Source organism: Sinorhizobium garamanticum, assembly GCF_029892065.1.
GTDB lineage: Bacteria > Pseudomonadota > Alphaproteobacteria > Rhizobiales > Rhizobiaceae > Sinorhizobium > Sinorhizobium garamanticum.
In genome coordinates, this window is sequence record NZ_CP120373.1 from 2,856,343 (window position 1) to 2,880,205 (window position 23,863).

The window sequence follows — 23,863 nt, forward strand, 5'->3', positions numbered from 1 at the left end:
CTACGTTACCTACTATAAGGTCCAGTAGCGTTGCCCGACGGAAAGACGAACGATGAGTGCCGGTCCCTGGAGCGAGTGTGTAGTAGTGAGGTCTGGCGACGGCAGTTTGGCATTTGTGTCGACCACAAGTGAGGCCCTCGCCATGCTGCAGGAGGCTTGGCCGCGACGGAAAGGACCCGCCTATTACGCTGCTGTTGGCGCATGCGAAGAGGTGCTGAGCGGACATTTGCCGCCTTATGTCGCCCGGATCGCATTCCTGGATGCCTGCAGGGAGGCGGGCATCGCCGTTGCACCGTAGCCGCCGGGTCAGCGAAGCCGATTTTGCGCTTCGGTGTATCGGAAAGATTTGAAAATGTTCGGCATTTCCTGCATCTTTCCTCCTCTCAGGCCAAATCCGTCAGACAGTAGGCTCCGCTGCGACGGTTCGAATGGTTTCCTTTCTCCCGCAACAGGTGGAGGCCAAAATGCGCGCCGATGAAATCATGACGACAAACGTGGCCACGATCAGCACGGCAAGCAGCGTACATCACGCGATCGAAACCATGGTGACGAAGGGGCTGAGCGGTCTCCCGGTCATCGATGACGACGGCGCGGTCGCGGGCATGCTGACGGAAGGCGATCTCCTGCGACGGATCGAGCTTGGGACCGGGCGAGGCGTTGCCGCGGCTGAGAGCGCCCTTGTCGATCTCGACCGCTACATCCGCGGCAACAGCTGGCGCATCAGCGATCTGATGTCGACAGAGGTTTTCACGGTCGGCCGCGACGCGCCGATCGGCGCCGTTGCCGAACTGATGTTCAAGCACAAGATAAAGCGCGTGCCGGTTGTGCAAAATGGCGTGCTGGTCGGCATCATCAGCCGCGTCGACCTGTTGCGCGCGATCGTCGACGTTCCGGGTGAGGGCACGGTCAGGGGCGACGAAGCGCTCGCCGTCGCGATCCGCGCGCGCCTTCGCTCCGACCTCGGCCTCGATCCGGAGAGGATCAAGGTCTCCGTGGAAGCCTGCCACGTCGTGCTCGAAGGCAAGGTGAAGAGCGAAATGGAGCGTCGCGCCATCAAGGTGCTGATGGAGAATATCAACGGCGTCGAAGGCTATCGCGACAGGCTGGTCGTCGATCCGCAGGGGAGCTAAGTGGTTCGAAGAGCGGCTTTCGCCGAACCCTTTGGTGCGTAGTCAAGCCTGAGAATCCGCGCGATCAATCAACGACAAGTTGACGGACGGGAATAAGCTGGTGCATCCTGCCGGCCGTCAAGACATGCCTGCATAGTGTTCCGGGTCGCGTCGACCCGCAGGCAGATCAGGTGCGTGCAGATTGCGTACGTCGCGTCCGACATAGCGCGGCGCTGCAGATTTCGTCTCATAGCATTCATTCACAATCGGCCAGACCATTCGGGGAATCTGTTCGGAGGGCACTGTGAAGAGAAGCACGAAAATCCGCGTGGCCGCCTTCGCAGCCACGCTCGCCGCAACTGTTGCCCTGCCGGCTAAGGCAGCCGACCTCGTGATCGCCATGCCCAATTGGCCGTCCGGACAGGCAACGGCCAATATCCTCAAATTGAGCATCGCCAAGAAGTTCGGGCTCGATGCGGAAGTGCGCGAACTCGGGACGATCAGCGCCTTTGTCGGCCTCGACAAGGGCGAAGTCGATATCCAGCCCGAGGTATGGCGGCCGAATTTCGAGGATCTCATCAAGAAATACGTGACCGACAAAGGCGCGGTTGTGCTCAGTGAGCGCGCCGTGCCGGCCTGGCAGGGCCTTTGCGCCACGCCGGAGGCGGCCGCTGCCGGCCTCAAGACGATCGCCGATCTCAGCGACCCGGCAAAGACCGCAGTGCTCGACACCGACGGGGACGGACGCGGCGAAGTGTGGATCGGCGCCCCGACCTGGCTTTCAACGGGGATAGAGCGGGTGAGGGCGAACAGCTACGGCTATGCCGCGAACCTCACGCTCGTAGAGGCCGAAGAGGACGTAGCGATGGCGGCGGTCGATGCGGCCGTCGCGACCGCGCGGCCGATGGTGTTTTATTGCTATGCGCCGCACCACGTCTTCGAGTTGCACAAGCTTACGCGCATCGAGGAGCCGCCGCACGACCCGGCGAAATGGAAGATCGCGCCGGCGGACGATCCCCTATGGGTCACCAAGTCGAGCGCGGCAACCGCCTGGGATACGGCGCATTTTCACATCGCCTACGGGGCCGCGTTCGGCAAGAAGCATCCAGACATCGCGAAGTTTCTGGAACAGGTGGATTTCTCGCCGGAAGAGGTGACGGCGATGAGCTACGCGCTGGAGGTGGAGCGCCAGACGCCCCCCGACTACGCGAAGAAATGGATCGACGGCAACGCAGCGCGCGTAGACGGGTGGGCAAAGCAATGACGATGATCCGGGACAGGCTTGAGGCCGGCGTAAAACGTGGCGGGAGGATGCGGAAAATCGGCTTGATCGTGCTTGCCGCTGGGCTGTGCCTCGGGCCGCTGGCGGCGCTCGCCGCGACGCAGATCTACGACGCCCGCACGAAGAAATGGGTCGACTACGACAAGCGCAAGGCACGGCAGTATTTTGCGCGCAACAAGCAGGTGCCGGAGGCCTTTCGCCGACAGGTCGTGCCGTTCCGGACGGCCGAGCCGCCGGGCACGATCATCATCGACGGCAACCAGCATTTTCTCTATCTCGTCCAGCCCGGCGGCCAGGCAATCCGCTACGGCATCGGCGTCGGACGCGAGGGCTTTGGCTGGGCGGGCATCGTCCGCGTCGGGCGTACGGCCGAGTGGCCGACCTGGACGCCGCCGCCCGAGATGGTGGCACGCGACCCGAACGCGGCGAAATGGGCAGCCGGCATGCCCGGTGGGCCGGACAATCCGCTTGGGGCAAGGGCGCTCTATCTCTTTGAGGGCGAGAACGACACGATCTACCGCATCCATGGCACGGTGGAACCCTGGACGATCGGTCTCGACGTTTCCTCCGGCTGCATTCGGATGAACAATGACGACATCATCGATCTGCACTCTCGCGTCAAAATCGGCGCGAAAGTGATCGTGCTGATGCAGGGGGCGGCGCTCTACAAGGGCGTTTAAAAATGGCCAGCGATGCGACATCTGGAGGTGAGGATTTGTCGACGACCAATTTGAACGCATACTCGATCGCGCGCTGCGCATTTGTTGTCGCCGGCGTCTCGCTTCTTGGCGGATGCCAGTCATCGGCGCCTGAGCCGCAGAACATGGCCCGCACAAGCCTGCAAACTGCGCCCGCCGACCTGCAGCTCATCTGCGCCAATGCGGTTGTTGCTCAAGCCAGCGGCGCCAGGGTTCTGCCGATGAGTTCGCGCCAGCTCGACGCGACGACCTACGCCGTCGACGTCGATGCCGGCGGGCGCAAGTTCAACTGCGTCGTCGACAGCAGCGGCAGCGTCAAATCGGTGCAGCCCGCCTAAGGCGACGGTCGCAAAAATCGGGATGCAGATGAAGCCGCATCCATGAGCAGCGATAGGCTGGAACTACTTCTTTTGCACGCGCTGCCACTTGATGGCTCGATGTGGGAAGGGCAGATGCATCTTCTGCCGGGCTCCACGCATGCGCCGACGCTCTATTCTTTGGGTGATAGCATTGAGGCGTGGGCAGTTGAGGCCCTGAAGTCGGTTCGCGGTAACCGCCTGATCGTCGTTGGCTGCTCGATTGGAGGCTCTTGCGCTCTCGAGATTGCCGCACTCGCACCGGAGAGGATTGCCGCACTGGTTCTAATCGGGACGAAGGCTCGCCACAGGCCAGAGCCAGCGCTCCACGTTTCCGTTTTGGAGCTGCTTCGAGACGAGGGATTGGAGGCCGCATGGGACGCCTATTGGGCTCCGCTGTTTTCCCGATCAGCTAGCCTCCAAGCGATCGACGCTGCGAGAACCATCACGCTTCGCCAGCAACTGCAGGACGTTGCGCGGGGCGTGACGGTGTTCCACACGCGACCGAGCAGAGTGCAAGTTTTGTTGAGCTTGCCTCGCCCGATCGTGATCATGACTGGCGAAGATGACCGCGCGCCAGGTCCTAAGACCAGTTCCATGCAAGCAGCGCACGCGCGGCACGGACGCCTGAAGATTGTCCGAAATTGCGGCCATTACCTTCCGCTGGAACAGCCGGAATATCTTAATGCGGTGCTGCAAGAGCTGATAAGCGAACAACAACGGTCCTCTCCAGAGCGCGATCGTCGTTGAGTTGATCGCTTGACGAAGGCGGCGAACGGGACGCGCTCGTCGGCAACGCAAGTTCAGAAGATATCGCGGCTGTGGCTTCGTTGGTCGTTGTCCACCAGGTGCGGCTCGTAAATGCCTTCCCGTGCCGTTCGCCTCCAGGATCGGGCAATGTCTCCCGGATTGTCGTTGATATCGACGACGGCAATCGAGGGTGCTCCGTCCGCTGCGCATTGTGCGATCCATTGACCGCCGGGAGCAACGATTCCCGAAGGGGCAGTCAGACCATTTCGCGCAAGGACAGAGAAACTAATCCAATATCTATTGCTGGCCGCGTGTCCCTGTGTCTCGGCGGCGAAGGCCAGGTCATTGGGAGAGGAGCCGCCGGTGGTCGAGAACAAAACACAATCGACAGCAAGTCGCTCATATTCGATGAAAATCTCCGGAAAGTGGGTCTCCATGCCGAGCGCGCAGCCGAAGCGGACCCCATCAACCTCGAACGTCACCGGGCTTGAACCCGGCGTGTACATAAACGAGACCTTGGTGTTTGACAGCATGCGCTCGTCGTAACGCGTCACCACTTCACCCCGATCGGAGATGACATAGAGGCTGTTGTGCGGCCTGTGCGGTGGGGTGAGTTGATGTACTGATCCGACGATCGTCCAGAGCTCCAGTTGCCGCGCGAGCTTCCTGGTCGCTTCCAGTTCCTCACGCAGGACAGTCCATTCGTACCGGCCCCAATCGGAAGGACCGACCTTTTCGGGACCGTTACTGGACATGATCCGCTTGCTAGGAGAGCAGGTCGCGCCTTCGGGAAAATGCACGAGCCTCGCTCCGGCTTCATGCGCCTGACGCATAAGGCGTCTCATCTCCAGCCCGCTGGCGCTAAGCGCCGCGATGTTGCGAGGATCATCGTAGACAGTGGTTTGCGCTACAGCCAAACGCACTGATTTGGCTTCAGGCTTTAAATCGTTCGACGAGCTCCGGCGAACGTGCATGAGAGCCGTCGTGTAGGACTCACCTGTTTTAGCCGCGCGCGCTCGTACACGACGTTTGAAGTTTCCGTTTTGCGTCATTGTCGGGCCTTTCACGTCCCGGACGGAGTTCCCCAGCAACCACGCCCGAAACGATCGGACCAAGACAGCGACCCGAGACAGAAGTCCCTTTGCCTCCGTTTAAGACCGTGCTGAGGAAGGTCCTTGGAGGTTAGGCGCAGGCCACGCCAAGCCGAAGGCTGCCGATGCGACTCTGATTCGTCAACTCCGGGATTGCTGTCACAAAAATTCGCGTTCGATGTCGGCTTTTCTGAACGATTTTTACGAGAGAAGTATTCCTCATTTAAGTTAGTGGCCGGACGCCGCGCCCGGCTTTCTCTTTATGCAAGTTGCAGCAAAAAGTGTTGTGCGCTGCAGAATTTTTGTTGTGCGACGCAAGAATAACAGTCATATCTTGCGGGTATTTTGAAATAATATTCTGCATCTCTTCTTCCTCTGGAAACCAATTCGTGTTCTGATGTGTTGGTTGGCAGGAGGAAGCGTAATGACGACGATTCTGCAGCACTTCGCTCTCTTCGATTTCCTTATCCTGGCTGCGATCTGTTTCCTGCTGATCTGCAGCTACTGGGACGAGGGCGAGGCCTGAGCGGCGTAGTCGGACTAAGAAGTCTTGCAGACGGGGTGCCGTTCGGCCTTCTTCACTATTGTTCTGCTGAAAGCGGTCTTGTGGCCGACACATACAGCCAGCGGGTAGGCTCTCCGTCGTAGCCGCCGCCATCCGCCTCGCCAATCTCGACGTTCGCCCAGCCGTTGCTGAACTGTCGCATCAACCAGTCCCGCGAAGGATAGTTGTAATAGCGCCCGAAGCGATCGCGGCCTTCGCCATTCCCTGCCTTGAAGCTGCCATGAAGTATCCCACCGCCCTTCAGTGCGCGGAGAATGCGGGTGAGGACACTGGACAGATCGGCGCGCGGCACATGCAGGAGGCATGCTTCCGCCCAGACCGCGTCGAAGACGTCGTGCCATCCGATCTCGTCGAACCGGACGACCTCGACCTGCCGCCCGAGCAAACGCTCTGCCTGCGCTGCAAGTTCCGGCGAGCCGTCGGTTGGCGTCACATTGAATCCCTTGGCGAGCATATAGGCGCTGTCCTGTCCGCCGCCGCAGCCGAGTTCGAGAATCCTGGCGCCGGGTTCAAGTCTGGCGAGGAACCGGTCGAGGCGTGCCGCCGGCGCCTTGCGCTCCCGATTTGCATAGGCTGCTGCGTTGTCGCGGTAGAAGGCATTCGTCTCGTCGCTGAGCGGCGGCATCTCATTTCCCTTCATCGAACGTCATGCGTGCCTGATAAGGCGCGCCGTGGCGTAGGACAAGCGCCTCCGGCACGGCGCGGAAGAGTCTTTTCAGCCCAAGGACTTGGGCTGGCTGGATTCCTGTGACAAGCACAGGAATGAGGAACCGAGGAGATGCCTTGCTGTACCGCAACTGACAAAACATGCAGCAGGCGAGCCGTACGCACATCTTGAACCAATCCCGCGGGGTGAGGGGATCTAGCGCGCGCTGAGCAGCGTGTTGAACGTTTTCAGGTCTACGTTTCCGCCGCTCAAGAGAACGCCTGCTCTCGCACCGGGGCAGGGCAGCACACCCTGCAATATGGCTGCCGCGGCCAGACAGCCGGTCGGTTCCACGATGATCTTCATGCGTTCGGCGAAGAACCGCATGGTCTCGACCAGTTGGGCGTCGGTAACGGTTACGATCTCGTCGACCGTGCGCTTCAAGATGGCGAAGTTGCGTTCGCCGATATGGGTGACGATCGCGCCGTCGGCGATGGATTTCGGCGCCGGAATATGCACGATCTCGCCCTTCTTCAACGACTGTTGGCCGTCATTGCCAGCCTCCGGCTCGACGCCAACGATCCTGCAGCCGGGTGAGAGCGCGCGGGCGCTGAGCGCGCTGCCGGCGAGCAGTCCGCCTCCGCCGAGCGGCACGACGAGCAGGTCGAGTTCTCCGACCTCCTCGATTAGTTCCAGCGCGGCGGTACCCTGTCCCGCGATCACATCCGGATGATCAAAGGGGGGAATCAAAGTTGCGCCGCGCTCGGCGGCGATGCGTCGGCTGATTTCCTCGCGATCCTCGGTGTACCGGTCATAGAAATGGATCTCGGCACCATAGGCCTTCGTCGCGGCGATCTTTATTTCCGGCGCGTCTGTCGGCATCACGATTGTTGCACGGACGCCTTGCAGTTTCGCCGCATAGGCGAGCGCCTGGGCGTGGTTGCCGGAGGAGAAGGCGACGACGCCGTTTCGTCGGGAAAATTCGTCGAGTGCAGCAACGGCGTTGTAGGCGCCGCGAAACTTGAACGCGCCGGCGCGTTGCAGGTTCTCCGCCTTGAAGAAGAGAGACGCCACAGCCATTCCGTCTGCGGTTCGCGATGTCAAAACGGGGGTGCGATGCGCTGCGCCGGAAATGCGCTGCTGCGCCGCTTGAACATCCTCGAATGTTGGAATCCTGAGTGACGTGGACGCTGCTGACGTGTCGTTCACGCAAACCTCCCTGACGCGGTTTTCATGGATCGAATGACCTTGCACGAGTCCAAAAAGTCCAGCATAGCGCGCGATATTCATGAGCGCTACGCAAGGCGTCAATGTCTCACGTTACGTCACGCAAGTAACCATGCGGCAGAGACCGGTTTGTAAGCTGGGAGCCACGAAAAAAGAACTGATTTAGGTCAATAACGTTGACATAAATTAGCGGACGTGATCCTGTCCCCGGACAATCGACAAAGAAACGCGGGACGTCGGAAAGCCGCTTCATCTTCCGCGGTCCCGTTCCCAAGACCTCGAGGAAACCGCCCATGCTCAATTGGGACCATATCTTCGCGACGCGTTCGAGCCGGATGCGCGCCTCCGAAATCCGTGAGCTTCTGAAACTGCTCGATCGTCCCGATATCATCTCCTTTGCCGGCGGCATTCCCGATCCCGAACTCTTCCCCGACGCGGAATTCAAGGCGGCCTATGCCGAAATCTTCAGCGGCCCGGCGGTCAGCGCGGCACTGCAGTATTCGGTAAGCGAAGGCTACCGGCCGCTGCGCGAGTGGCTGGCGAAGCAGATGGCGGCCCTCGGCATTCCGGCGACGGTCGACAACATCTTCATCACCTCCGGCTCGCAGCAGGCGCTCGACTATCTCGGCAAGCTGTTCCTGTCACCGAAGGATACCGCGCTCGTCACCTGGCCGACCTATCTCGGCGCGCTGCAGGCCTTCAATGCCTATGAGCCGACCTACGATCAGTTGAACCCGGGCGGCAACCGCACCCCCGAGGCTTACCGCCAGCAGGCGGCCGAGGCGGGCGGCCGGGTAAAGTTCGCCTATCTCTCCGCCGATTTCGCCAACCCGACCGGCGAGACAGTGGACCGTGCCGGTCGCGAACGCGTGCTCGACCTCGCAGAAGAGCTCGACGTCGCCGTCATCGAAGATGCGGCCTATCAGGCGCTGCGCTATGACGGCGAGGCGGTCCCGCCGATTCTGGCGCTGGAAATCGCCCGCAAGGGCGACATCAACAGCGCCCGGACGATCTATTGCGGCAGCTTCTCCAAGACGCTGGCGCCGGGCCTTCGCGTCGGCTGGGTCTGCGCCTCCGAAACGGTGATCCGCAAGCTGGTGCTGATGAAGCAAGCGGCGGACCTGCATTCCTCGACCATCAACCAGATGGCGATCTGCACCGTTGCCGAACGTGGCTTCGACGAGCAGGTGGCGAAGATCCACAACGTCTATAAGCATCGCCGCAACGCCATGCTGGCCGCACTCGCAAAATACATGCCGGCAGGGGTGACCTGGACCAAGCCGGAAGGCGGCATGTTCGTCTGGGTGACGTTGCCGAAGGGCGCGGACGGCGCCGAGCTGCTGGCAAAATCGATCGAGACGGCGAAGGTCGCTTTCGTCCCCGGCCGCGCCTTCTTCGCCGATGGTTCCGGCGAGAACACGCTGCGCTTGAGCTTCTCCTGCGCCAACGACAAGATGATCGACGAAGGCATTCGCAGGCTCGGCGACCTGATCCGCGGCGAAGTGGCCCAAGCGGCCTGAGCTCGAAAGACACGGCGAGCATTTCGAGGGGCCCGGCGGAAACGCCGGGCCTTTTCTGTTTATCGGCCGATTCGCTCCGCGTTCGGTGGTGATAGAGCCCGCGATCGTCCTTTCTCAGTTGCCAGCAATGGTGATTGGCGGCAAACTTGTGGGTAGCCCACGCTTCTCGCATGACGAGTGAGCCGGCTGTCATCGTTTCCGATTCATGAGAGTTGCGCAGTAACCGAAGGGGGAGGACTGCCATGACCGATCGAAGCGAACTCGAAAACATCATGCACGCAATCTACCAGGCGCGGGCCGACAACGACCTCGATGCGTTGATGGCCTATGTGCACCCCGCCTGCAGCTTCCGCATCGCCGGAAGTGATCGGCTCGGCCCGATGTGCCGGAAGATCGAAGGCGGCGACGCCGTTCGCCTCAATTTCAAGGAATTGATGGACGTTTGGGATCTTTCCAAGGTGGGAACACTCGCTCTTCATATCGATGGCGAGACAGTTGTGGCACATCGCGCCGGCGAGGTCCGGTTCGTCCCGAGCGATGCCCGCTTCGAAACCGAGTTTATCGACAAGGTCAGCTTCAGGGACGGGCTGATGGTGGAGATCATGGAGTTCGTCGACACGCTGCAACTGATGGAGGTGGCTACGCCGCTGGACACCACGGTCCCGCTTGCGAACCTCGTGGTGACAGAGCCGGCGGGCGCGTAGCACGGCCATGGCGGTCTCGTCGCCAGCGAATCGCCGGTGCCCGATCCCGTGCAGCGGGCCGCTCTCTAGAAACGATGCCTTTTGAGCGCCTGGAAAGGCGCCCGCGACTTGCGGGGCGTCGCACAGGCTGATGGCGCTACATTTCTCTTCGTCAGCGGCACTTAACCCGGGCGCCGCTGCAAGAGCATTGCCCTTCTGCACCGAGCCGGGCAGTCCCTGCCGGACCGCTGAGTTTCTTGCGTTTTCGGCGCGCCGACCCTTCGTTTTTGATGGGGCGTGTTATTTGGCTGAATCAATCAATGATTGTGTTCTGGCGGCGCGACGCTGAGGGTCGCCTGCACGGCAATTTTCCGGTTTCTCTGAGTTGCGTGAGAGCCACAAGGGTGTGGGCGCGTACGCAAACTTCAGAAAGAATTGAAAAAAGCCCCATATTGCCGCCTCATTTTCGGTCAGGATCACCACGCGAAGACGTGCTGCGTTGCGGCAGAAGAATGTTGCATCGCATCAAAATCACCGTTTGCCTCCAGATCTGTTCGTACCATGAATGACTGGGGCGCCTGAGATAAATGCAACCAGTGGTATGAGTATGCAAGCGGCCCAAGGAAACTTTCGCCCGGACATCGAAGGACTGCGCGCCCTAGCGGTTTCCGGTGTCGTTGCCTTTCATTTCGGCATGACCGGTCTGCCCGGCGGCTTCGTCGGCGTCGATATCTTCTTCGTCATATCCGGGTACCTCATCACCAGGCATCTGCAGCAGGAGATTGCCAGGAGCGGCACGGTCAATCTCTGGCGCTTTTACGGCCGGCGTGCCCGCCGCCTGCTTCCGGCGTCCTTGTTCGTCATCCTGGCGACGCTGCTTTTCGGCTACTTCATTCTAGCGCCGTCCGAGCAGCAGTTTTATTCGAAAGGCTCGCTGTTTGCCTCGTCCTACATGATCAATCTGTGGCTCATCCGCTGGGCCGTCGATTATTTTGCGTCGGACGCGTCGAACAACCCGTTCATCCATTACTGGTCCCTCTCGGTCGAGGAGCAGTTCTATCTCGTCTGGCCCGCGCTCCTCTTGGTCCTTGCGCGGTTTCGTCCGGGCAAGCGCGGGCTGTTCCTGCTGCTCGCCGCCGTGGCCGCGGTTTCCTTTGCGCTTAGCTGGTGGGTGACTGCGATTTCCCAGCCTTGGGCGTTCTATTTCTCGCCGTTCAGAGCCTGGGAGTTCGCCGCCGGTGGCCTGGCTTCGATGGCGGTCTCGCAGGAGTGGGCAAGGCGGTTTCGCTTTTCGCCCGTGCTCGGCTGGCTTGGGCTCGCCTTGATCGCGGCGGCCTATCTGACCATCACGGAGGATATTCCCTTTCCGGGCTCCATTGCCCTGGTGCCGGTGTTGGGCACGGTGATGGTGCTGCTCAGCGGTGCGCATGAAAGCCGCGCCGGCCCGAGTTCGGTCCTCGCCCTTCAGCCGTTCCAGGAGATCGGAAAGCTCTCCTATTCCCTCTATCTCTGGCACTGGCCGGTCATCGTCTATGCGGGAATCCTCGAGCCGGACCTGAGCATCGCCCATCGGCTCCTGTGCCTGGCGCTCACGCTCGTCCTCTCGCTTTTCAGCTACCATTTCATCGAAAATCCGGTGCGCCACAGCGGCTGGCTGGCGGCAAAGACCAGCAGGTCGTTAGGGCTCGCCGCGCTTCTTACCGCGACCGGGGCGACGGTTGCCTACGGAAGTGCTGCCCTGGCAAGCCTCAACCTAGATTCCGAGCAACGGCAGGTTCTCAAAAGCGCCGAGCGGAAATCGGCGGCGCGGGAATTCGATTCAACCTGCGTGCTCGAAAGGGACGAGATTGCGCCAAGAGCCTGCGAATTCGGCGCCAAGAACCCGAAAAAGACGATGGTTCTCTTCGGCGATTCCCATGCCGACCATTGGTCGACGCCACTCAAGCGAATTGCCGAGAACAACGGTTGGCGGCTCGTCACCTATCTGAAGTCGTCATGTCCGGCGGCAAGTGTCACGACCTGGAACTCGGTGTTGGCGCGGAGCTATAGCGAGTGCGACCAGTGGAGGAAGCTGGTGTTCGGTGAGATTGCCGCGCTCAAGCCCGATGTCGTGATACTTTCGCAATATTCGTCGAGCTATGTGCGAAACGACATCAATTACATATCCAGCTACCAGATCGATGTCAGCGAGTGGGCCAAGGGCATCAAGCGCACGGTCGAGACATTGAAAGACACCGGCAGCGATGTCGTCTTGCTCCGGGACGGCCCACTACACAAATCCTACCTGGACAAATGTGTTGCGCGCGCTCTGTGGCAGGACGAGAGCCCCAGCGTTTGCGACACACCGCGCAACGAGGCGGTGGAGGAGACGATCCCGGCGGCGGAACGTAAGGTCGTTTCGGAAGTGGGTCATGCGTCCTATGTCGATGTCGTCGATCTTTTCTGCAACAAAACCACTTGCCCCGCGGTAATCGACGGCAAACTGACCTTCCGCGATCGTCATCACATTGCCACGCCCTATGCGGAAACACTTGCGGCCCCCCTGCAACGCGCGATCTTCGGCGAGACGATCGTCGGCGCGGTCCGGAACAAATAGGCTGCGGCGGTGCAGTGAGGCGAGTGTGGCAGCCGCATGGCCGGCTGCACGCTGCTGTCTTCCGAGTGGTCTAAAATCCCGGTTTGGCGCCTTCTTCCTCGCTGATCCGGCCATCCACGAGATGGATGCGCCGATGCATGCGGGCGGCCATGTCGAGGTCGTGCGTGACGGCGACGACCGTCTTGCCGCGCTCGTTGACGAGCGCTTCCAGGATTGCAAACACCTGCTCAGAACTCTTGCTGTCGAGGCTGCCGGTCGGTTCATCGGCGAGGATGAGCGGCGGATCGTTGGCGAGCGCTCTGGCCACCGCTACCCGCTGGCGCTGGCCGCCGGAAAGCTGGTCGGGTCGCTTGTGGAGGTGATCTTCCAAGCCGAGTGAGGAGAGCAGTGCCGTCGCCTGTTCGCGCATCTCGGCGCGGGTGAGGCGGGCGAGCTTGCGCATCGGGATCTCGACGTTTTGGCGCGCCGTGAACTCGGGCAGCAGGAAATGGAACTGGAAAACGAAGCCGATATTGGTGAGGCGCGTCACGGCGCGCTCCTTTTCGCTCATCGGTTCGGCATCGCGGCCGCGAACCTTTATCGTTCCCGCTGTCGGTCGATCGAGCAGGCCCAGGAGATAGAGGAGCGACGACTTTCCCGATCCGGAGGGGCCGGTGACGGCGACGAATTCCCGCTCGCCGATACTGAGTGTGACATCTCTCACCAGTGTGACGGGCACCGTCTCGTGGAGAATGCGCGTAAGGCCCGTCGTCTCGATCAGGCTCGTCATGTCGCGCCCCTAATGATGTCGACCGGATTGAGATGGGCCGCGCGCCGGGCGGGCAAGTAGCCGGCGATCGCCGCGGAGCCGAGCGCGGAGGCCGTTGCGATCAGGTAGTGGAGCATGCTCCAGGCGATCGGCAGCCGCGTCATTTCCTGGCCGGTCGCGGCAATTTCGAAGTGCACGAGCGAAAGCGCACGGGTGATGGAAAATCCGAGCGCCCAGCCGAGGAGCGAACCCGCGCCGCCGATTGCCACCCCTTCGAGCACGAAGAGGCGGCGCATGTCGGTTTCCGAGAAGCCGAGCGATTTCATGATCGCGATATCGCGCGCCTTCTCGTGGGTGATGGTCGAGATGATGTTGAAGATGCCGAACCCGGCGACAAGCATGATGGCGGCCACGACCGTATACATGATGATGTTGCGCACCACGAGCGCCTCCAGAATGGATTCGTTCGCTTCCTGCCAGGCAACCGCCTTGTAGCCGAGTTCCGCCTCGACGCGCCGTGCAATCGCGGGGGCGGCATTCGGATCGCTAAGCTTGATGCTGATCCGGTTGATCGCGTTCGGCCGGTTGGAAAGGATCTGTGCATTCTTCTGCAGCACATAGGCCTCGCCTTCGTCACGCGCGGTGGTTCCGGTGTGAAACAGCCCGACGATCTTGAAGTTGCGGCTAAGCCCCTCGGACGATACCGCGGTGATCGTATCGCCAAGCCCGGCGCCCAGTCTCGAAGCCATCGTGTCGCCGATCACGACATTGTTGCCGCCGGCGGTGAGCGCGGCGAAGCTTCCCTCGCGAAAATCCTCGACGATCGGCGAGACGCTCGCTTCCCTCTCCGGATCGATGCCGATCACCACAGCGCCGACCTCACGGCCGGAATAGCGGATGACGCCCTCGGCGTTGAGCCTTGCGGCGAACCGTCCCGGGATCCATTCCTCGAGCCACGATTGCGCTGCCGTCGGATTGATGATTCCGCGGCGGTCGTCGCGCGGCCGCAAGCCCGATATGGCGGCGACCTCGAAGACATCCTCCGCCGGCTGCCGTCGCGCCGAACGCTGCTCGTCGCTCACCTCGACATGCGGCATGGTATCGACGAGCTGGCGGACGAAATCGTCCTGGCCGCCCTGCATCAGCGCCGCCATCGCAACGGAGAAGCCGACGCCGACGGCCACGCCGACTATCGCGACGATGGTCTGGCGGCCGCGACCGGCGATGTGCGTCCAGGCGATATCGAGGATAAGGTGCATGATCGCCTCAGTTCCTGCCGCCTCCCGCAATGGTCACGCGCGTGCCCTCGGCAAGTTCGGCAGGGAAGGGGGAGATGACCTGCGCCGTTTCCTCAAGCCCCGAGAGAACTTCGACGCCCGCAGTGCCGCGTATGCCGGTTTCGATCTCGCGCAAGCGCACGTCGCCGCCCTCGACCACGGCGACCCGCTTGCCGCTGATGGCGCCCGAGGGGAGGATCAACGTGTTCGACGATTGGCGCACGATCACGTTGACATCGGTGGACATGCCGATCCTGAGCGGCGTGTCGTCGGGCAGGCGGAAACGCACGCGGTAGGTTTTCGTCACCGGATCGCCCTTCGGCGTGATGATGTCGACGACCGCCTCCAGTTCGCGCCCGGGAAATGCATCGGACCGCAACAGCGCCCGCTGGCCCACCTCGACGCGCGGGATGTCCTCCTCGTTCACTTCGGCCGTTACGATCAGGGGCCTCGGCTCGCCGACCCAGAAGAGCACGGTGCCGAGCTCCGCGACCTCGCCGATCTCGCCGTCCTGGCGCAGCACCTGGCCGGCGCTCGGCGCGCGCAGCACGTAGCTCGCGAGCCGTGCCTGCTGGGCGGCTATCAGCGCCTCCAATTGCGCCACTTCGGTGCGGGCCCTGTCAACCTCCTGCTCGCTGATCGTGTTGCGCGCCGAAAGAGCGAGCTTGCGGCGATACTCCTCCTGCGCCAGTGACAGCCGCGCCTGGAGTTCGCCGCGCGTGGCGCGCGCCTCCGTGTCGTCGAGGCGTGCGAGCACATGGTCCTTTTCCACGCGCTCGCCTTCGCAATTGCATTGCTCGACGATCCGCTCGCGCACAGTGGGCGTGACCTTGGCCCAGATGCGCGGTTCCACGACGCCGCTTGCATAGACGATTTCGGCCGCATCGCCACGCTTCGGCGTGACCACGGTCACGGGCGCCGGACGGGAGACGTACCAGTAAGCCGCCGCACTTACCGCCACGGCCATTGCAATGCCAATCGCATAACGCTTCAACCGCACGAAATCTCTCCACGAAACCCGAATGCCTTGCCCGATCTAAACGCTCAAAGGGCGCAGAAGACTTTGATCTGGAGCATTCCACCCTGAAAGCAGGCTGCACTCTAGTAATAGACCGACCGTCGGTCTATTATCAAGCCATACTTCCCTTGCGGGTTTTCCAGGACGACCATGGCTCGAATTATAAAATCGCCGGATGTTCGAACGAATGAGCTTATCGATTGCGCGCAACGTCTCTTTTTCGAACACGGATACGAGAATACGACGGTCAATGACGTCATCCGGGAGGCAGGCCTGTCCAAGGGCGCCTTCTACCACTACTTCGCGTCGAAGGAGGCGCTGCTGGAGGCGCTTGCCGCGCGAATGGCCCGCCAGAGCCTGGATGAGATGCGACCGCTTCTCGATGATCCGTCGCTCGACGCTGTCGGCCGCCTGAACGCGCTCTTTGCCAACTCGCGGCGCATGAAGGCGGACATGGCCCCGCAATTGAAGAACACGTTCAATGCGCTCTTCAAACCGGAAAACATCGTGCTTTACCACCGCATCGACGAGGCGTTGACCGCGGTCACCCTGCCGTTCATGACGGAAATCCTGAGGCGGGGCCAAGAGGAGGGAAGCCTCGATGCGCCCGATCCCGAAGCGATGGCGCTGATGCTGCTCAATCTGAGGCTCGGTATCGCCAAGGTCATGCATCGCGCCCTGCAGCAGGCGGAAGCCGGCGACGTCGAGAGCGCGGCGGCCATGCTCGATAACTGGATGCAGAGCTATGGTCTGGCCGTGGAGCGGATTCTGAAGCTCCCGGAAGGATCGATCCAGGTCACCGAACCAGGCTTTGCCCGTGCGTTTCTCGCGGCTTAGATCGTGATGAGTTGAGACGCGGGATGCGGGCGGAAAACCGCGCATACTTTTCCTCATCCCGCTTTAGCTTGCCATATCGCTCAAAACCCTCGGCTCCGGCGAGCCGGTCCATTCGAAGGTTATTGTGCGGCCCTGGCGGATGTTCTGGATGATCGAGGGGCGGAATACGGCGAGGCATTCGCCCTCGGGGTGGCGGGCGGAGGGATAGATCACGCCATTGCCGCCCTTGGCGAGAATGGTGCCGGCGAGCGCCTGGCCGGCCGGGTAGGCGATTGCCGGATCGGCATCGAGATAGGTAGCGCCCTTTTCGCCGCGCACGTCATGGAAGCGGCAGAGGAAGCCGGCGATCATTTCGCGATAGTGGCCGATGTCGTTGAAATTGCCGGCGTCGCGCAGCGCCCGCGTGCGGTGGAAGATGATTTCCGCCTGGCAGGTCTCGCTCGCGAGCGCCCCGAAGGCGCAATACCAGGCGCCACGCTCCTCGCCATTGAAGCGGTTGCCCGGCGGGCGGGCGTGGCAGAAGGCGGCGTTGATCAGTGACCAGCCATAGCCGAAGGATTCGTTGAGCAGTTCGGCCGGGCTGACGCCCGAAGGCAGCGCGACGGGGCTCAGCCGCGCCGAGGTCTGCGCCTCCAGCCGGTTGAGGATTTCCAACTCGTCGTCGTTGTCACAGAGCGGCGTCACTGCCGGCTCCGCGATATAGGCGGTCGAGATCAGCCGCACGGTGGCGGGATCGGTGAAGTCGATCTCGGGGATCATAGGCCACCGCGCAGGCCGTCGACATAGCGTCGGACGCGGAGCATCGCGGGTATTCCGCCCTCGATCATCGTGGCGACCGGCGTCTTGCCGTTGAAGACCGGGCCGGTGTTGGCCGATTTCGGCCACTCATAGGTGAGGGGGCCGTTGAAGAAGAGGCGCAGTCCCTTGAAGATGCCGACGATCAGGCTCGCGCGCGTGCGCTTGTCCTGGTCGAGCTTGCCCCGGAAGTCGCCAGCCTTCATGCGGTTCCAGGTGGCGATCGGCACGTCGAAGAGCTCGGCCGACTCCTTGTTGGTCAGCTTCCAGAACTCGCAGGCGCGCACCACCGCCTTGACGATGACGGCTTCTTCCTGTTTCGCCGCGCCCCGATCCGGGACTATTGCGGGCTGCGGGCTGGACATGATCGTCTCCTCTGATTTGCTGATATATATCATATGATATAAATCTTGCATTTCAAGAGGCAATGGATCGACATCAAGACAGTTGAGGGCTGGCGGGCGCTCTTCTCCACCTCATTCCTGTGCTTGTCACAGGAATGAGGTGGAGGGGCAGGCTCGCCACCCCAACTGACTTGCCACCCCAACTGACTTGGCGAGTTGGGTGGGGCAGCGCCAAAACCCAACTGACTTGCGAGGGTGTACTTTGTCGGCCGCCCGGCCGCCCCACCGTCACCCGGACTGACGGCGCCGCACATGCATCGCCGCGCCTGCAAGAACGTAATCCTAAATCTGGTGCCGTTCCGGGTTCAAACCTGATAAGTTTCATCTCTCGGAACGAGGGGTTTTTCGATGAAACGTCGCCTCACCACGATCCTTTCGGCCGACGTGGCCGGCTACAGTCGCCTCATGGGAACAAACGAGGCAGAAACGCTCGCGGCGCTGACGGCGCATCGGGCGGAGCTGGTGGACGCCATGGTCGCAGACCATCAGGGGCGCATTGTCAAGCTGATCGGCGATGGCATGCTGGTCGAGTTCGAGAGCGTGGTGAGCGCCGTCGACTGCGCTGCCAAGATCCAGAAGGGGATGCGTGCGCGCAATTCGGCGGTGCCTGCGGACCGGCGGATCGAGTTTCGCATCGGCGTCAACATCGGCGACGTGATCGTAGAGAACGACGACATCTTCGGTGACGGCGTCAACATCGCGGCGCGGATCGAGAGTTTCGCGAAACCGGGTGGTGTGGCGGTGTCGGCCGCCGTGCGCGAACACGTCGGCAACCGGCTCGATCTTATCTTCGAGGATACCGGCGAGCAGCTCCTGAAGAACATCGAACGGCCGGTCAGGGTCTACAATGTTGTTCTTGATGCTCCGCAAGCGGCAAGCGACCGGTCCGATCGAGTGCCGGCAACGGCGCACAAGCCGTCCATCGCCGTCCTGCCGTTCAACAATATGAGCGATGATCCCGCGCAGGAGTATTTTTCAGACGGTATCACCGAGGACATCATCACGGATCTCTCGAAAATCTCCGGCCTCTCCGTCGTCGCCCGGCACACGGTCTTCGCCTACAAGGGCACGCGGGTGACGGCGCAGCGGGTGGCGGCCGAACTCGGCGTCAGCTTCCTGCTGGAAGGAAGTGTGCGCAAGGCGGGCCAGCGCGTCCGCATCACCGGGCAGTTGATCGATGGCAGCGACGGACGGCATGTCTGGGCCGAACGTTATGATCGGAACCTCACAGACATCTTCGACATCCAGGATGAGATTACGGAGGCGATCGTTTCCCAATTGAAGATCAGGCTTCTGCCAAGGGAGAGGAAGGCGATCGAGCAGCCTGCCACAGCGAGTGTCGAGGCCTACAACTATTGCCTCAAGGGGCGAGAGCTTTTCCACACGATGACGAAGGCGTCGCTGCAGCACGCCCGGCGGATGTTCACTTACGCGGCGGAACTCGATCCGCATTTCGCGCGCGCCTATGCCGGTATTGCAGACTGTGATTCTTTCCTCTGCGGATTCCACGGCGTGAACATTCCGCCGGAATCCCTACTCGAGAATTGCGCCAAGGCACTGGAACTCGATCCAGACCTGCCGGAGGTTCATGCATCACACGGCTACGCGCTCTCGACAGTCGGACGCTACCAGGAGGCGGCCTCCGCCTTCGAGCGGGCGCTTGCGCTCGATCCGAACTCCCATGAAGCGCACTATTTCTATGCGCGCCATTGTTTTGTCCGGTGCGATTACGAGAAGGCCGTCGAGCATTACGAGCGTGCCGCCGAGATCCGCCCCGACGATTATCGCTCGCCGGTCCTTGCCGGAAACGCGCTGGACCGTCTTGGCCAGCCGGAGAAGAAGGAACAGCTGATGAGGATCGGCCTGGAGCGCGTGGAGCGGAACATGGTGCTTCACCCGGAAAGCTCCGATGCCGCTCAGCTCGGCGCGTGCACATGCGCAGCCTTGGGAGAACGCGATCGCGCGCTGGATCTGATTGCGCGGGTCAATGCCATCGATCCGGAGGACGCGCGCGCATGCTACAACAACGCCTGCGCCTACGCTCTGCTAGGTGAACAGGAGCAGGCGATGGAGTTGCTGGAACATTCCCTTCCGCTCGTCTCGCCGGAGCTTCACGCGTGGATCCGGAACGATCCTGATCTCGATGCGGTCCGCTCCCATCCGCGTTTCCAGGAGCTCCTGAAGACGACGAGATAAGAGGCGGCCCTTCAAATATGTGGCCCGAGCAAGGACAGGTCGGCCTCGCCGAGCCGGTCCTTGGCGGTCCATAGCTGGTGCCAATAGGGATAGATGACGGGCGGCAGGCTGACGGCGTCGAGCAGTTCGCGCTCCTCGTCGGTAAGCTTGAGGCTCGCGGCGGCGAGATTGTCGCGGAACTGTTCCTCCTTGCGCCCGCCGATGATGACGGAGGTCACACCCTTGCGGCCGATCAGCCAGGCGAGCGCCACCTGCGCGGGCGAGACGCCGCGCTCAGTGGCGATCGCCACCAGCATGTCGACGATCTTCCACAGCCGCTCTTCGTCGCGGATCGGCGGCTCGTTCCAACCGGCGAGCTGGCGCGTGCCTTCCGGCGTCTGGCCGCGCCGGTGCTTGCCGGAAAGCAGGCCGCCGGCGAGCGGGCTCCAGACGAGCACGCCGAGGCCCTGGTCGATCGCGATCGGGATCAGCTCGTATTCGGCCTCGCGGGCTTCGAGCGTGTAGTGGATCTGCTGGCAGACGAAGCGGTGGCGATGCTCGCGGGCGCTGATGCCGAGCGCCTTCATGATGTGCCAGCCGGAATAGTTCGAGCAGCCGATGTAGCGCACCTTGCCCTGGTTGACGAGCGTGTCGAGCGCCGCCATCGTCTCTTCAAGGGGCGTCTGTCCGTCCCATTGATGGACCTGGTAGAGGTCGATGACGTCGGTCTTCAGCCGCCGCAGACTCGCCTCGCATTCGCTGATCAGGTGGTGGCGCGAGAGGCCGCCGTCGTTCGGGCCGGGTCCCATGGAAAAGCGCGCCTTGGTGGCTATCAGCACGCCGTTCTTGCGCTTGCCGCCGAGAACCTCGCCGATGATCTCCTCCGATGCGCCGGCGGAATAGACGTTGGCGGTGTCGATCAGGTTGACGCCGGCGTCGAGGCAGAGATCGACATAGCGGCGCGCTTCGTCGAGGCCGACATTGCCGACCTGGGCGAACTTGCCGCCGCCGCCGATGGTCATGGTGCCCATGGTGATCGTCGAGACTTTCAGGCCCGAGCGGCCGAGCAGACGGTATTCCATTTGCCGATCCTTCCGTGGTTTTCGACAGCGTCCTGTGCATTCTGTCGCATGATGTCCTGCAGCACCGAGCATCTTTTCAGACGCACGAGGCTCGCTGCAGCACTTTGAACTGCTGCATGCTTTTATCCCTAAATCGGCTCCGATTTAAGGATAGCTGGCCTTGGCGCCCGCGACCTCAAAGGAAGCGTGCGGGAATCGCGTCGTGGTAGGGAAACAGGGGGAAGTAAGGTCGTGCCTCGGCGAGCGTGCGCTGAAAAGAGGGGCGCTCGAGCAGCCGCTCGAAATAGGCGGCGAGATTAGGATGGGTGCCATCGAAAGGCACGACGATGCCGGCATAGAAGAGGGCGGGGGCAGCGGCGCAATCGGCAATCGTGAAGCTCTCGCCGATTGCGAAAGTCCTGTCGGCCACCTGCCGTTCGATCATGTCATAGGCGACAGCCAGCGCCGCGCGCGCATCGAGGACGCCGCGCCGGTCATTCTCGCCCATCGCCCGCAGCTTGTCCGTGACGATCTTCTGCATCGGCACCTGGACATAGAGATCGTAGAAGCGATCCCAGAGCCGCGCTTCGAGGGCCTGCGCGGCGTCGAGCGGAATAAGCGGCTTTCTGCCGGGATAGTGCCGCTCGAGATATTCGATGATGATCGACGTTTCCGGCACCGTCTGGTCGCGGGCGTCGTCGCGCAGCACCGGAATCTTGCCGACCGGCCAGAGATCGAGGAAGCGGGCGTGCTCGTCCGCATCCGCCAGGTCGACCACCCGGCTTTCGAAGGGCGTGCCGGTCTCATAGAGCGCGATCAGCACCTTGTGGCAGAAGGAGGCGAGCGGATGGAGATAGAGGGTAAGCGCCATGTCAAAATCCCTTGTCTTCGAGCCGATGCCGTCGCGTCAGGACTATAGGGCGCAATCGCGGTGCGAAAAAGGGAGCTTTGCGGCCCAGGATGGCCGGCGGACAAGAATCGCGGTCTTTCCGGCACCGGATGCGGGAATGCCCGCTTGGCGTAAATGGTGTTCGTCGCCGGCCCTCTCTCGCTCCGTCATCCTCGGGCTCGACCCGAGGATCCAAATTCGAGCGTCCAAGTCGGACCCGCGCGGCGGCATCGGCTGCCCGTGCTTGGATCCTCGGGTCGAGCCCGAGGATGACGGAGGAATACGGGAAGGCCCGAGAGCCGGCAGCGAGAAGCAGTTCGTTTGAGCCGAGCGGCGGCGCGATGTCCCGCGCCACGGAAGCGGTGTGGTTGGATTCCTGTGACGAGCACAGAATGAGGTCGGCGCTGATGCGCAAAGGGCCGGCGGCCGCTCCGCCGATGCGGTCAGCCCATTCTGGCCGGAGGCGTGTCTGCAAAGGCCGCGACAAAGCCTTCCAGGCTCTCGCGGACGTAGTCCTGCACCGGCATACGCGGGTCAAAACTCCACCAAAGAAGGGCGCCCTGCCATTGCGAGGCCATCATCAGGCCGATGCCGGCGGGAGAAGCCGGAACGCCGGTAAAGCGCGCTTCGATCGCGTCAGACAGCACGCCACGCCAGTGCGCGCCGCGGGCGCGGAGCTCCGGATCGCGCAAGTCCTCGCGCAGGATCATGAGGTCGTCGGCATAGGATTCGATGCCGCCATAATCGCCGGAAAGTCCGACGAGCAGCGTTACCGCGCCTTCGGGCGTTTTCGGTGTGTTCTCGGCAAGTTCGAGCGTCAGGCGGTCGAGCCGGTCCCAGGCCTGCGAGAGCGCCGCCTGGATGAGGCGGGCCTTGCTTTCGAAGCGCTGCACCAGCGTCGAGGCGGAAAGGCCGCAGTCTGCCGAAAGCGCTGCGAAGGTCAGCGCGTCCGGCCCTTGCCTCCGCATGATCGCGAGCGCCATATCGAGCACGTCTTTGTCAGGCAAGGTTTTGGGGCGAGGCATTTTGGACCTTTATTTATAACCGAATAAGCGTTTATATATAGCGCTCACGCGAAATGCCAGATCAATTTTAATGGGAGGAAGCGATGTCGCTTACGGGAAAAGTGGCGCTGGTCGCCGGCGGAACACGCGGCGCCGGGCGCGGGATCGCGGTCGAACTCGGGGCGGCGGGCGCGACCGTCTACGTCACCGGGCGGACGACGCGCACGGAGCAATCGGAGTACCGCCGGCCGGAGACGATCGAGGAGACGGCGGAGCGGGTGACTGCGGCGGGCGGCGTCGGGATCGCGATCCAGGTCGACCATCTGGAGGCGGACGAGGTGAGGGCACTCGTCGATCGCATCCACCAGGAGCGCGGCCGGCTCGACATTCTCGTCAACGACATCTGGGGCGGCGAGCGGCTGTTCGAGTGGAACAAGCCGGTTTGGGATCACAATCTCGAAAACGGGCTCAGGATACTCAGGCTTGCGATCGACACGCACCTGATCACCGCGCATTACGCGCTGCCGCTGATGATCGAGCGGCCGGGCGGGCTTCTCGTCGAGGTGACCGACGGCACGGCGGAGTACAATGCCGAGCATTATCGGCTGTCGCCCTTCTACGATCTCGCCAAGGTCTCGGCGAATCGGATGGCCTGGGCGCATGCCAAGGATCTTGCCGTGCACGGTGCGACGGCGGTTTCGCTCACGCCCGGCTGGCTACGCTCGGAAATGATGCTGGAAGCCTTCGGCGTGACCGAGGCCAACTGGCGCGACGCGGCTGAGAAGCAGCCGCACTTCGTCATCTCCGAGACGCCGCATTTCGTCGGCCGCGCGGTCGCAGCACTCGCGTCCGACCCCGACAAGGCCCGGTGGAACGGCAAGTCTCTTTCGAGCGGCGGCCTTGCCAAGGTCTACGGCTTCACCGATCTCGACGGCTCGCGGCCGGATTGCTGGCGCTACATGGACGAGGTGATGGATCCCGGCAAACCGGCGGACGCGACGGGATATCGGTAAGCGTCCGAGGTGTTCGTACCCACCTTCCGCGCTCCCCTTGACGGGCGTATGATCGCGCTGCTCCATGTTTCCTTAAATCGGGGCCCGATTTAGGGACAAGAACATGCAGCAATCCGAAG

General features: G+C 62.2%; 23 protein-coding genes. 12 read left to right on the forward strand and 11 right to left on the reverse strand.

The annotated features are described in order from the left end of the window. The first annotated feature begins 52 nt into the window (after window positions 1-52). The 6 genes from PZN02_RS13310 to PZN02_RS13335 all read left to right on the forward strand — a co-directional run bounded on the left by PZN02_RS13310 (window position 53) and on the right by PZN02_RS13335 (window position 4,195). A complete protein-coding gene (locus tag PZN02_RS13310; protein WP_280658451.1) occupies window positions 53-298 on the forward strand; it encodes a DUF982 domain-containing protein in 246 nt (81 codons plus the stop codon). Window positions 299-464: 166 nt separating this feature from the next. Next, window positions 465-1,130 (forward strand): CBS domain-containing protein, encoded by a 666-nt coding sequence (locus PZN02_RS13315; RefSeq protein WP_280658452.1) that lies wholly within the window; start codon window positions 465-467, stop codon window positions 1,128-1,130. A gap of 379 nt (window positions 1,131-1,509) precedes the next feature. Beyond that, the gene (locus PZN02_RS13320) at window positions 1,510-2,373 is read left to right on the forward strand and encodes an ABC transporter substrate-binding protein (protein ID WP_280661486.1); all 864 of its coding nucleotides are present in this window, start codon (window positions 1,510-1,512) and stop codon (window positions 2,371-2,373) included. Beyond that, window positions 2,370-3,071, forward strand: coding sequence for a L,D-transpeptidase (locus PZN02_RS13325; protein ID WP_425336242.1), 702 nt, complete (start codon window positions 2,370-2,372; stop codon window positions 3,069-3,071). Before PZN02_RS13320 ends, PZN02_RS13325 begins: the two co-directional genes overlap by 4 nt. Window positions 3,072-3,073: 2 nt before the next feature. Beyond that, window positions 3,074-3,427, forward strand: coding sequence for a hypothetical protein (locus PZN02_RS13330; protein ID WP_280658454.1), 354 nt, complete (start codon window positions 3,074-3,076; stop codon window positions 3,425-3,427). A 42-nt stretch (window positions 3,428-3,469) separates the two neighbouring features. After that, a complete protein-coding gene (locus PZN02_RS13335; RefSeq protein WP_280658455.1) occupies window positions 3,470-4,195 on the forward strand; it encodes an alpha/beta fold hydrolase in 726 nt (241 codons plus the stop codon). 53 nt (window positions 4,196-4,248) lie between these two features. Here the strand turns inward: PZN02_RS13335 and PZN02_RS13340 are convergent, their stop codons facing one another. The 3 genes from PZN02_RS13340 to PZN02_RS13350 all read right to left on the reverse strand — a co-directional run bounded on the left by PZN02_RS13340 (window position 4,249) and on the right by PZN02_RS13350 (window position 7,706). Continuing rightward, window positions 4,249-5,247: a carbon-nitrogen hydrolase family protein gene (locus tag PZN02_RS13340; RefSeq protein ID WP_280658456.1), complete on the reverse strand. Its 999-nt coding sequence runs from the start codon at window positions 5,245-5,247 to the stop codon at window positions 4,249-4,251. 620 nt (window positions 5,248-5,867) lie between these two features. Continuing rightward, the gene (locus PZN02_RS13345) at window positions 5,868-6,476 is read right to left on the reverse strand and encodes a class I SAM-dependent methyltransferase (RefSeq protein ID WP_280658457.1); all 609 of its coding nucleotides are present in this window, start codon (window positions 6,474-6,476) and stop codon (window positions 5,868-5,870) included. A gap of 237 nt (window positions 6,477-6,713) precedes the next feature. Next, entirely contained in the window at window positions 6,714-7,706 is a 993-nt protein-coding gene (locus PZN02_RS13350) for a threo-3-hydroxy-L-aspartate ammonia-lyase (protein ID WP_280658458.1), read from the reverse strand. 311 nt (window positions 7,707-8,017) lie between these two features. Between PZN02_RS13350 and PZN02_RS13355 the strand changes: the two genes are divergently transcribed. The 3 genes from PZN02_RS13355 to PZN02_RS13365 all read left to right on the forward strand — a co-directional run bounded on the left by PZN02_RS13355 (window position 8,018) and on the right by PZN02_RS13365 (window position 12,523). Next, on the forward strand, window positions 8,018-9,244 hold the full coding sequence (locus PZN02_RS13355; protein WP_280658459.1) for an aminotransferase-like domain-containing protein: 1,227 nt from the start codon (window positions 8,018-8,020) through the stop codon (window positions 9,242-9,244). Window positions 9,245-9,486: 242 nt separating this feature from the next. Continuing rightward, window positions 9,487-9,948 (forward strand): nuclear transport factor 2 family protein, encoded by a 462-nt coding sequence (locus PZN02_RS13360; RefSeq protein WP_280658460.1) that lies wholly within the window; start codon window positions 9,487-9,489, stop codon window positions 9,946-9,948. 580 nt (window positions 9,949-10,528) lie between these two features. Beyond that, complete coding sequence (locus PZN02_RS13365; protein ID WP_280658461.1) at window positions 10,529-12,523, forward strand: acyltransferase family protein; 1,995 nt, start codon at window positions 10,529-10,531, stop codon at window positions 12,521-12,523. A 70-nt stretch (window positions 12,524-12,593) separates the two neighbouring features. On the opposite strand, the gene PZN02_RS13370 is transcribed toward PZN02_RS13365, so the two are convergent. From PZN02_RS13370 to PZN02_RS13380, 3 genes are read right to left on the reverse strand one after another with little or no spacing between them, the layout of a single operon-like run. Further along, a complete protein-coding gene (locus PZN02_RS13370) occupies window positions 12,594-13,292 on the reverse strand; it encodes an ABC transporter ATP-binding protein (protein WP_280658462.1) in 699 nt (232 codons plus the stop codon). After that, entirely contained in the window at window positions 13,289-14,530 is a 1,242-nt protein-coding gene (locus PZN02_RS13375) for an ABC transporter permease (protein WP_280658463.1), read from the reverse strand. The genes PZN02_RS13370 and PZN02_RS13375 overlap by 4 nt, the downstream gene beginning before the upstream one ends. 7 nt (window positions 14,531-14,537) lie before the next feature. Further along, window positions 14,538-15,515, reverse strand: a complete 978-nt coding sequence (locus PZN02_RS13380) for an efflux RND transporter periplasmic adaptor subunit (protein WP_280661487.1) — start codon at window positions 15,513-15,515, stop codon at window positions 14,538-14,540. Between the two features lie 201 nt (window positions 15,516-15,716). On the opposite strand from PZN02_RS13380, the gene PZN02_RS13385 reads away from it, so the two are divergent. Further along, window positions 15,717-16,403: a TetR/AcrR family transcriptional regulator gene (locus tag PZN02_RS13385; protein WP_280658464.1), complete on the forward strand. Its 687-nt coding sequence runs from the start codon at window positions 15,717-15,719 to the stop codon at window positions 16,401-16,403. 63 nt (window positions 16,404-16,466) lie between these two features. On the opposite strand, the gene PZN02_RS13390 is transcribed toward PZN02_RS13385, so the two are convergent. Beyond that, a complete protein-coding gene (locus PZN02_RS13390) occupies window positions 16,467-17,162 on the reverse strand; it encodes an RES family NAD+ phosphorylase (RefSeq protein WP_280658465.1) in 696 nt (231 codons plus the stop codon). Continuing rightward, complete coding sequence (locus tag PZN02_RS13395) at window positions 17,159-17,563, reverse strand: antitoxin Xre-like helix-turn-helix domain-containing protein (RefSeq protein ID WP_280658466.1); 405 nt, start codon at window positions 17,561-17,563, stop codon at window positions 17,159-17,161. Before PZN02_RS13395 ends, PZN02_RS13390 begins: the two co-directional genes overlap by 4 nt. Before the next feature lie 387 nt (window positions 17,564-17,950). On the opposite strand from PZN02_RS13395, the gene PZN02_RS13400 reads away from it, so the two are divergent. After that, entirely contained in the window at window positions 17,951-19,798 is a 1,848-nt protein-coding gene (locus tag PZN02_RS13400; RefSeq protein ID WP_280658467.1) for an adenylate/guanylate cyclase domain-containing protein, read from the forward strand. 11 nt (window positions 19,799-19,809) lie between these two features. Here the strand turns inward: PZN02_RS13400 and PZN02_RS13405 are convergent, their stop codons facing one another. The 3 genes from PZN02_RS13405 to PZN02_RS13415 all read right to left on the reverse strand — a co-directional run bounded on the left by PZN02_RS13405 (window position 19,810) and on the right by PZN02_RS13415 (window position 22,752). Continuing rightward, window positions 19,810-20,859 carry an aldo/keto reductase gene (locus PZN02_RS13405; RefSeq protein ID WP_280658468.1) on the reverse strand — a complete coding sequence of 350 codons (1,050 nt, stop codon included), beginning with the start codon at window positions 20,857-20,859 and terminating at the stop codon, window positions 19,810-19,812. Window positions 20,860-21,034: 175 nt separating this feature from the next. Beyond that, window positions 21,035-21,709: a glutathione S-transferase family protein gene (locus PZN02_RS13410; protein WP_280658469.1), complete on the reverse strand. Its 675-nt coding sequence runs from the start codon at window positions 21,707-21,709 to the stop codon at window positions 21,035-21,037. Between the two features lie 461 nt (window positions 21,710-22,170). Then, window positions 22,171-22,752, reverse strand: coding sequence for a TetR/AcrR family transcriptional regulator (locus PZN02_RS13415; protein WP_280658470.1), 582 nt, complete (start codon window positions 22,750-22,752; stop codon window positions 22,171-22,173). Between the two features lie 83 nt (window positions 22,753-22,835). On the opposite strand from PZN02_RS13415, the gene PZN02_RS13420 reads away from it, so the two are divergent. Then, window positions 22,836-23,744: an SDR family oxidoreductase gene (locus PZN02_RS13420; protein ID WP_280658471.1), complete on the forward strand. Its 909-nt coding sequence runs from the start codon at window positions 22,836-22,838 to the stop codon at window positions 23,742-23,744. The last annotated feature ends 119 nt before the right edge of the window (window positions 23,745-23,863 follow it).

Excerpts from the sequence above, each read along its gene's own strand:
- PZN02_RS13310 (WP_280658451.1), top strand. The coding sequence starts at position 53 with ATGAGTGCCGGTCCCTGGAGCGAGTGTGTAGTAGTGAGGTCTGGCGAC.
- PZN02_RS13315 (WP_280658452.1), top strand. The coding sequence starts at position 465 with ATGCGCGCCGATGAAATCATGACGACAAACGTGGCCACGATCAGCACG.
- PZN02_RS13320 (WP_280661486.1), top strand. The coding sequence starts at position 1,510 with ATGCCCAATTGGCCGTCCGGACAGGCAACGGCCAATATCCTCAAATTG.
- PZN02_RS13325 (WP_425336242.1), top strand. The coding sequence starts at position 2,370 with ATGACGATGATCCGGGACAGGCTTGAGGCCGGCGTAAAACGTGGCGGG.
- PZN02_RS13330 (WP_280658454.1), top strand. The coding sequence starts at position 3,074 with ATGGCCAGCGATGCGACATCTGGAGGTGAGGATTTGTCGACGACCAAT.
- PZN02_RS13335 (WP_280658455.1), top strand. The coding sequence starts at position 3,470 with ATGAGCAGCGATAGGCTGGAACTACTTCTTTTGCACGCGCTGCCACTT.
- PZN02_RS13340 (WP_280658456.1), bottom strand. The coding sequence starts at position 5,247 with ATGACGCAAAACGGAAACTTCAAACGTCGTGTACGAGCGCGCGCGGCT.
- PZN02_RS13345 (WP_280658457.1), bottom strand. The coding sequence starts at position 6,476 with ATGCCGCCGCTCAGCGACGAGACGAATGCCTTCTACCGCGACAACGCA.
- PZN02_RS13355 (WP_280658459.1), top strand. The coding sequence starts at position 8,018 with ATGCTCAATTGGGACCATATCTTCGCGACGCGTTCGAGCCGGATGCGC.
- PZN02_RS13360 (WP_280658460.1), top strand. The coding sequence starts at position 9,487 with ATGACCGATCGAAGCGAACTCGAAAACATCATGCACGCAATCTACCAG.
- PZN02_RS13365 (WP_280658461.1), top strand. The coding sequence starts at position 10,529 with ATGAGTATGCAAGCGGCCCAAGGAAACTTTCGCCCGGACATCGAAGGA.
- PZN02_RS13370 (WP_280658462.1), bottom strand. The coding sequence starts at position 13,292 with ATGACGAGCCTGATCGAGACGACGGGCCTTACGCGCATTCTCCACGAG.
- PZN02_RS13375 (WP_280658463.1), bottom strand. The coding sequence starts at position 14,530 with ATGCACCTTATCCTCGATATCGCCTGGACGCACATCGCCGGTCGCGGC.
- PZN02_RS13380 (WP_280661487.1), bottom strand. The coding sequence starts at position 15,515 with ATGGCCGTGGCGGTAAGTGCGGCGGCTTACTGGTACGTCTCCCGTCCG.
- PZN02_RS13385 (WP_280658464.1), top strand. The coding sequence starts at position 15,717 with ATGGCTCGAATTATAAAATCGCCGGATGTTCGAACGAATGAGCTTATC.
- PZN02_RS13390 (WP_280658465.1), bottom strand. The coding sequence starts at position 17,162 with ATGATCCCCGAGATCGACTTCACCGATCCCGCCACCGTGCGGCTGATC.
- PZN02_RS13395 (WP_280658466.1), bottom strand. The coding sequence starts at position 17,563 with ATGTCCAGCCCGCAGCCCGCAATAGTCCCGGATCGGGGCGCGGCGAAA.
- PZN02_RS13400 (WP_280658467.1), top strand. The coding sequence starts at position 17,951 with ATGAAACGTCGCCTCACCACGATCCTTTCGGCCGACGTGGCCGGCTAC.
- PZN02_RS13405 (WP_280658468.1), bottom strand. The coding sequence starts at position 20,859 with ATGGAATACCGTCTGCTCGGCCGCTCGGGCCTGAAAGTCTCGACGATC.
- PZN02_RS13410 (WP_280658469.1), bottom strand. The coding sequence starts at position 21,709 with ATGGCGCTTACCCTCTATCTCCATCCGCTCGCCTCCTTCTGCCACAAG.
- PZN02_RS13415 (WP_280658470.1), bottom strand. The coding sequence starts at position 22,752 with ATGCCTCGCCCCAAAACCTTGCCTGACAAAGACGTGCTCGATATGGCG.
- PZN02_RS13420 (WP_280658471.1), top strand. The coding sequence starts at position 22,836 with ATGTCGCTTACGGGAAAAGTGGCGCTGGTCGCCGGCGGAACACGCGGC.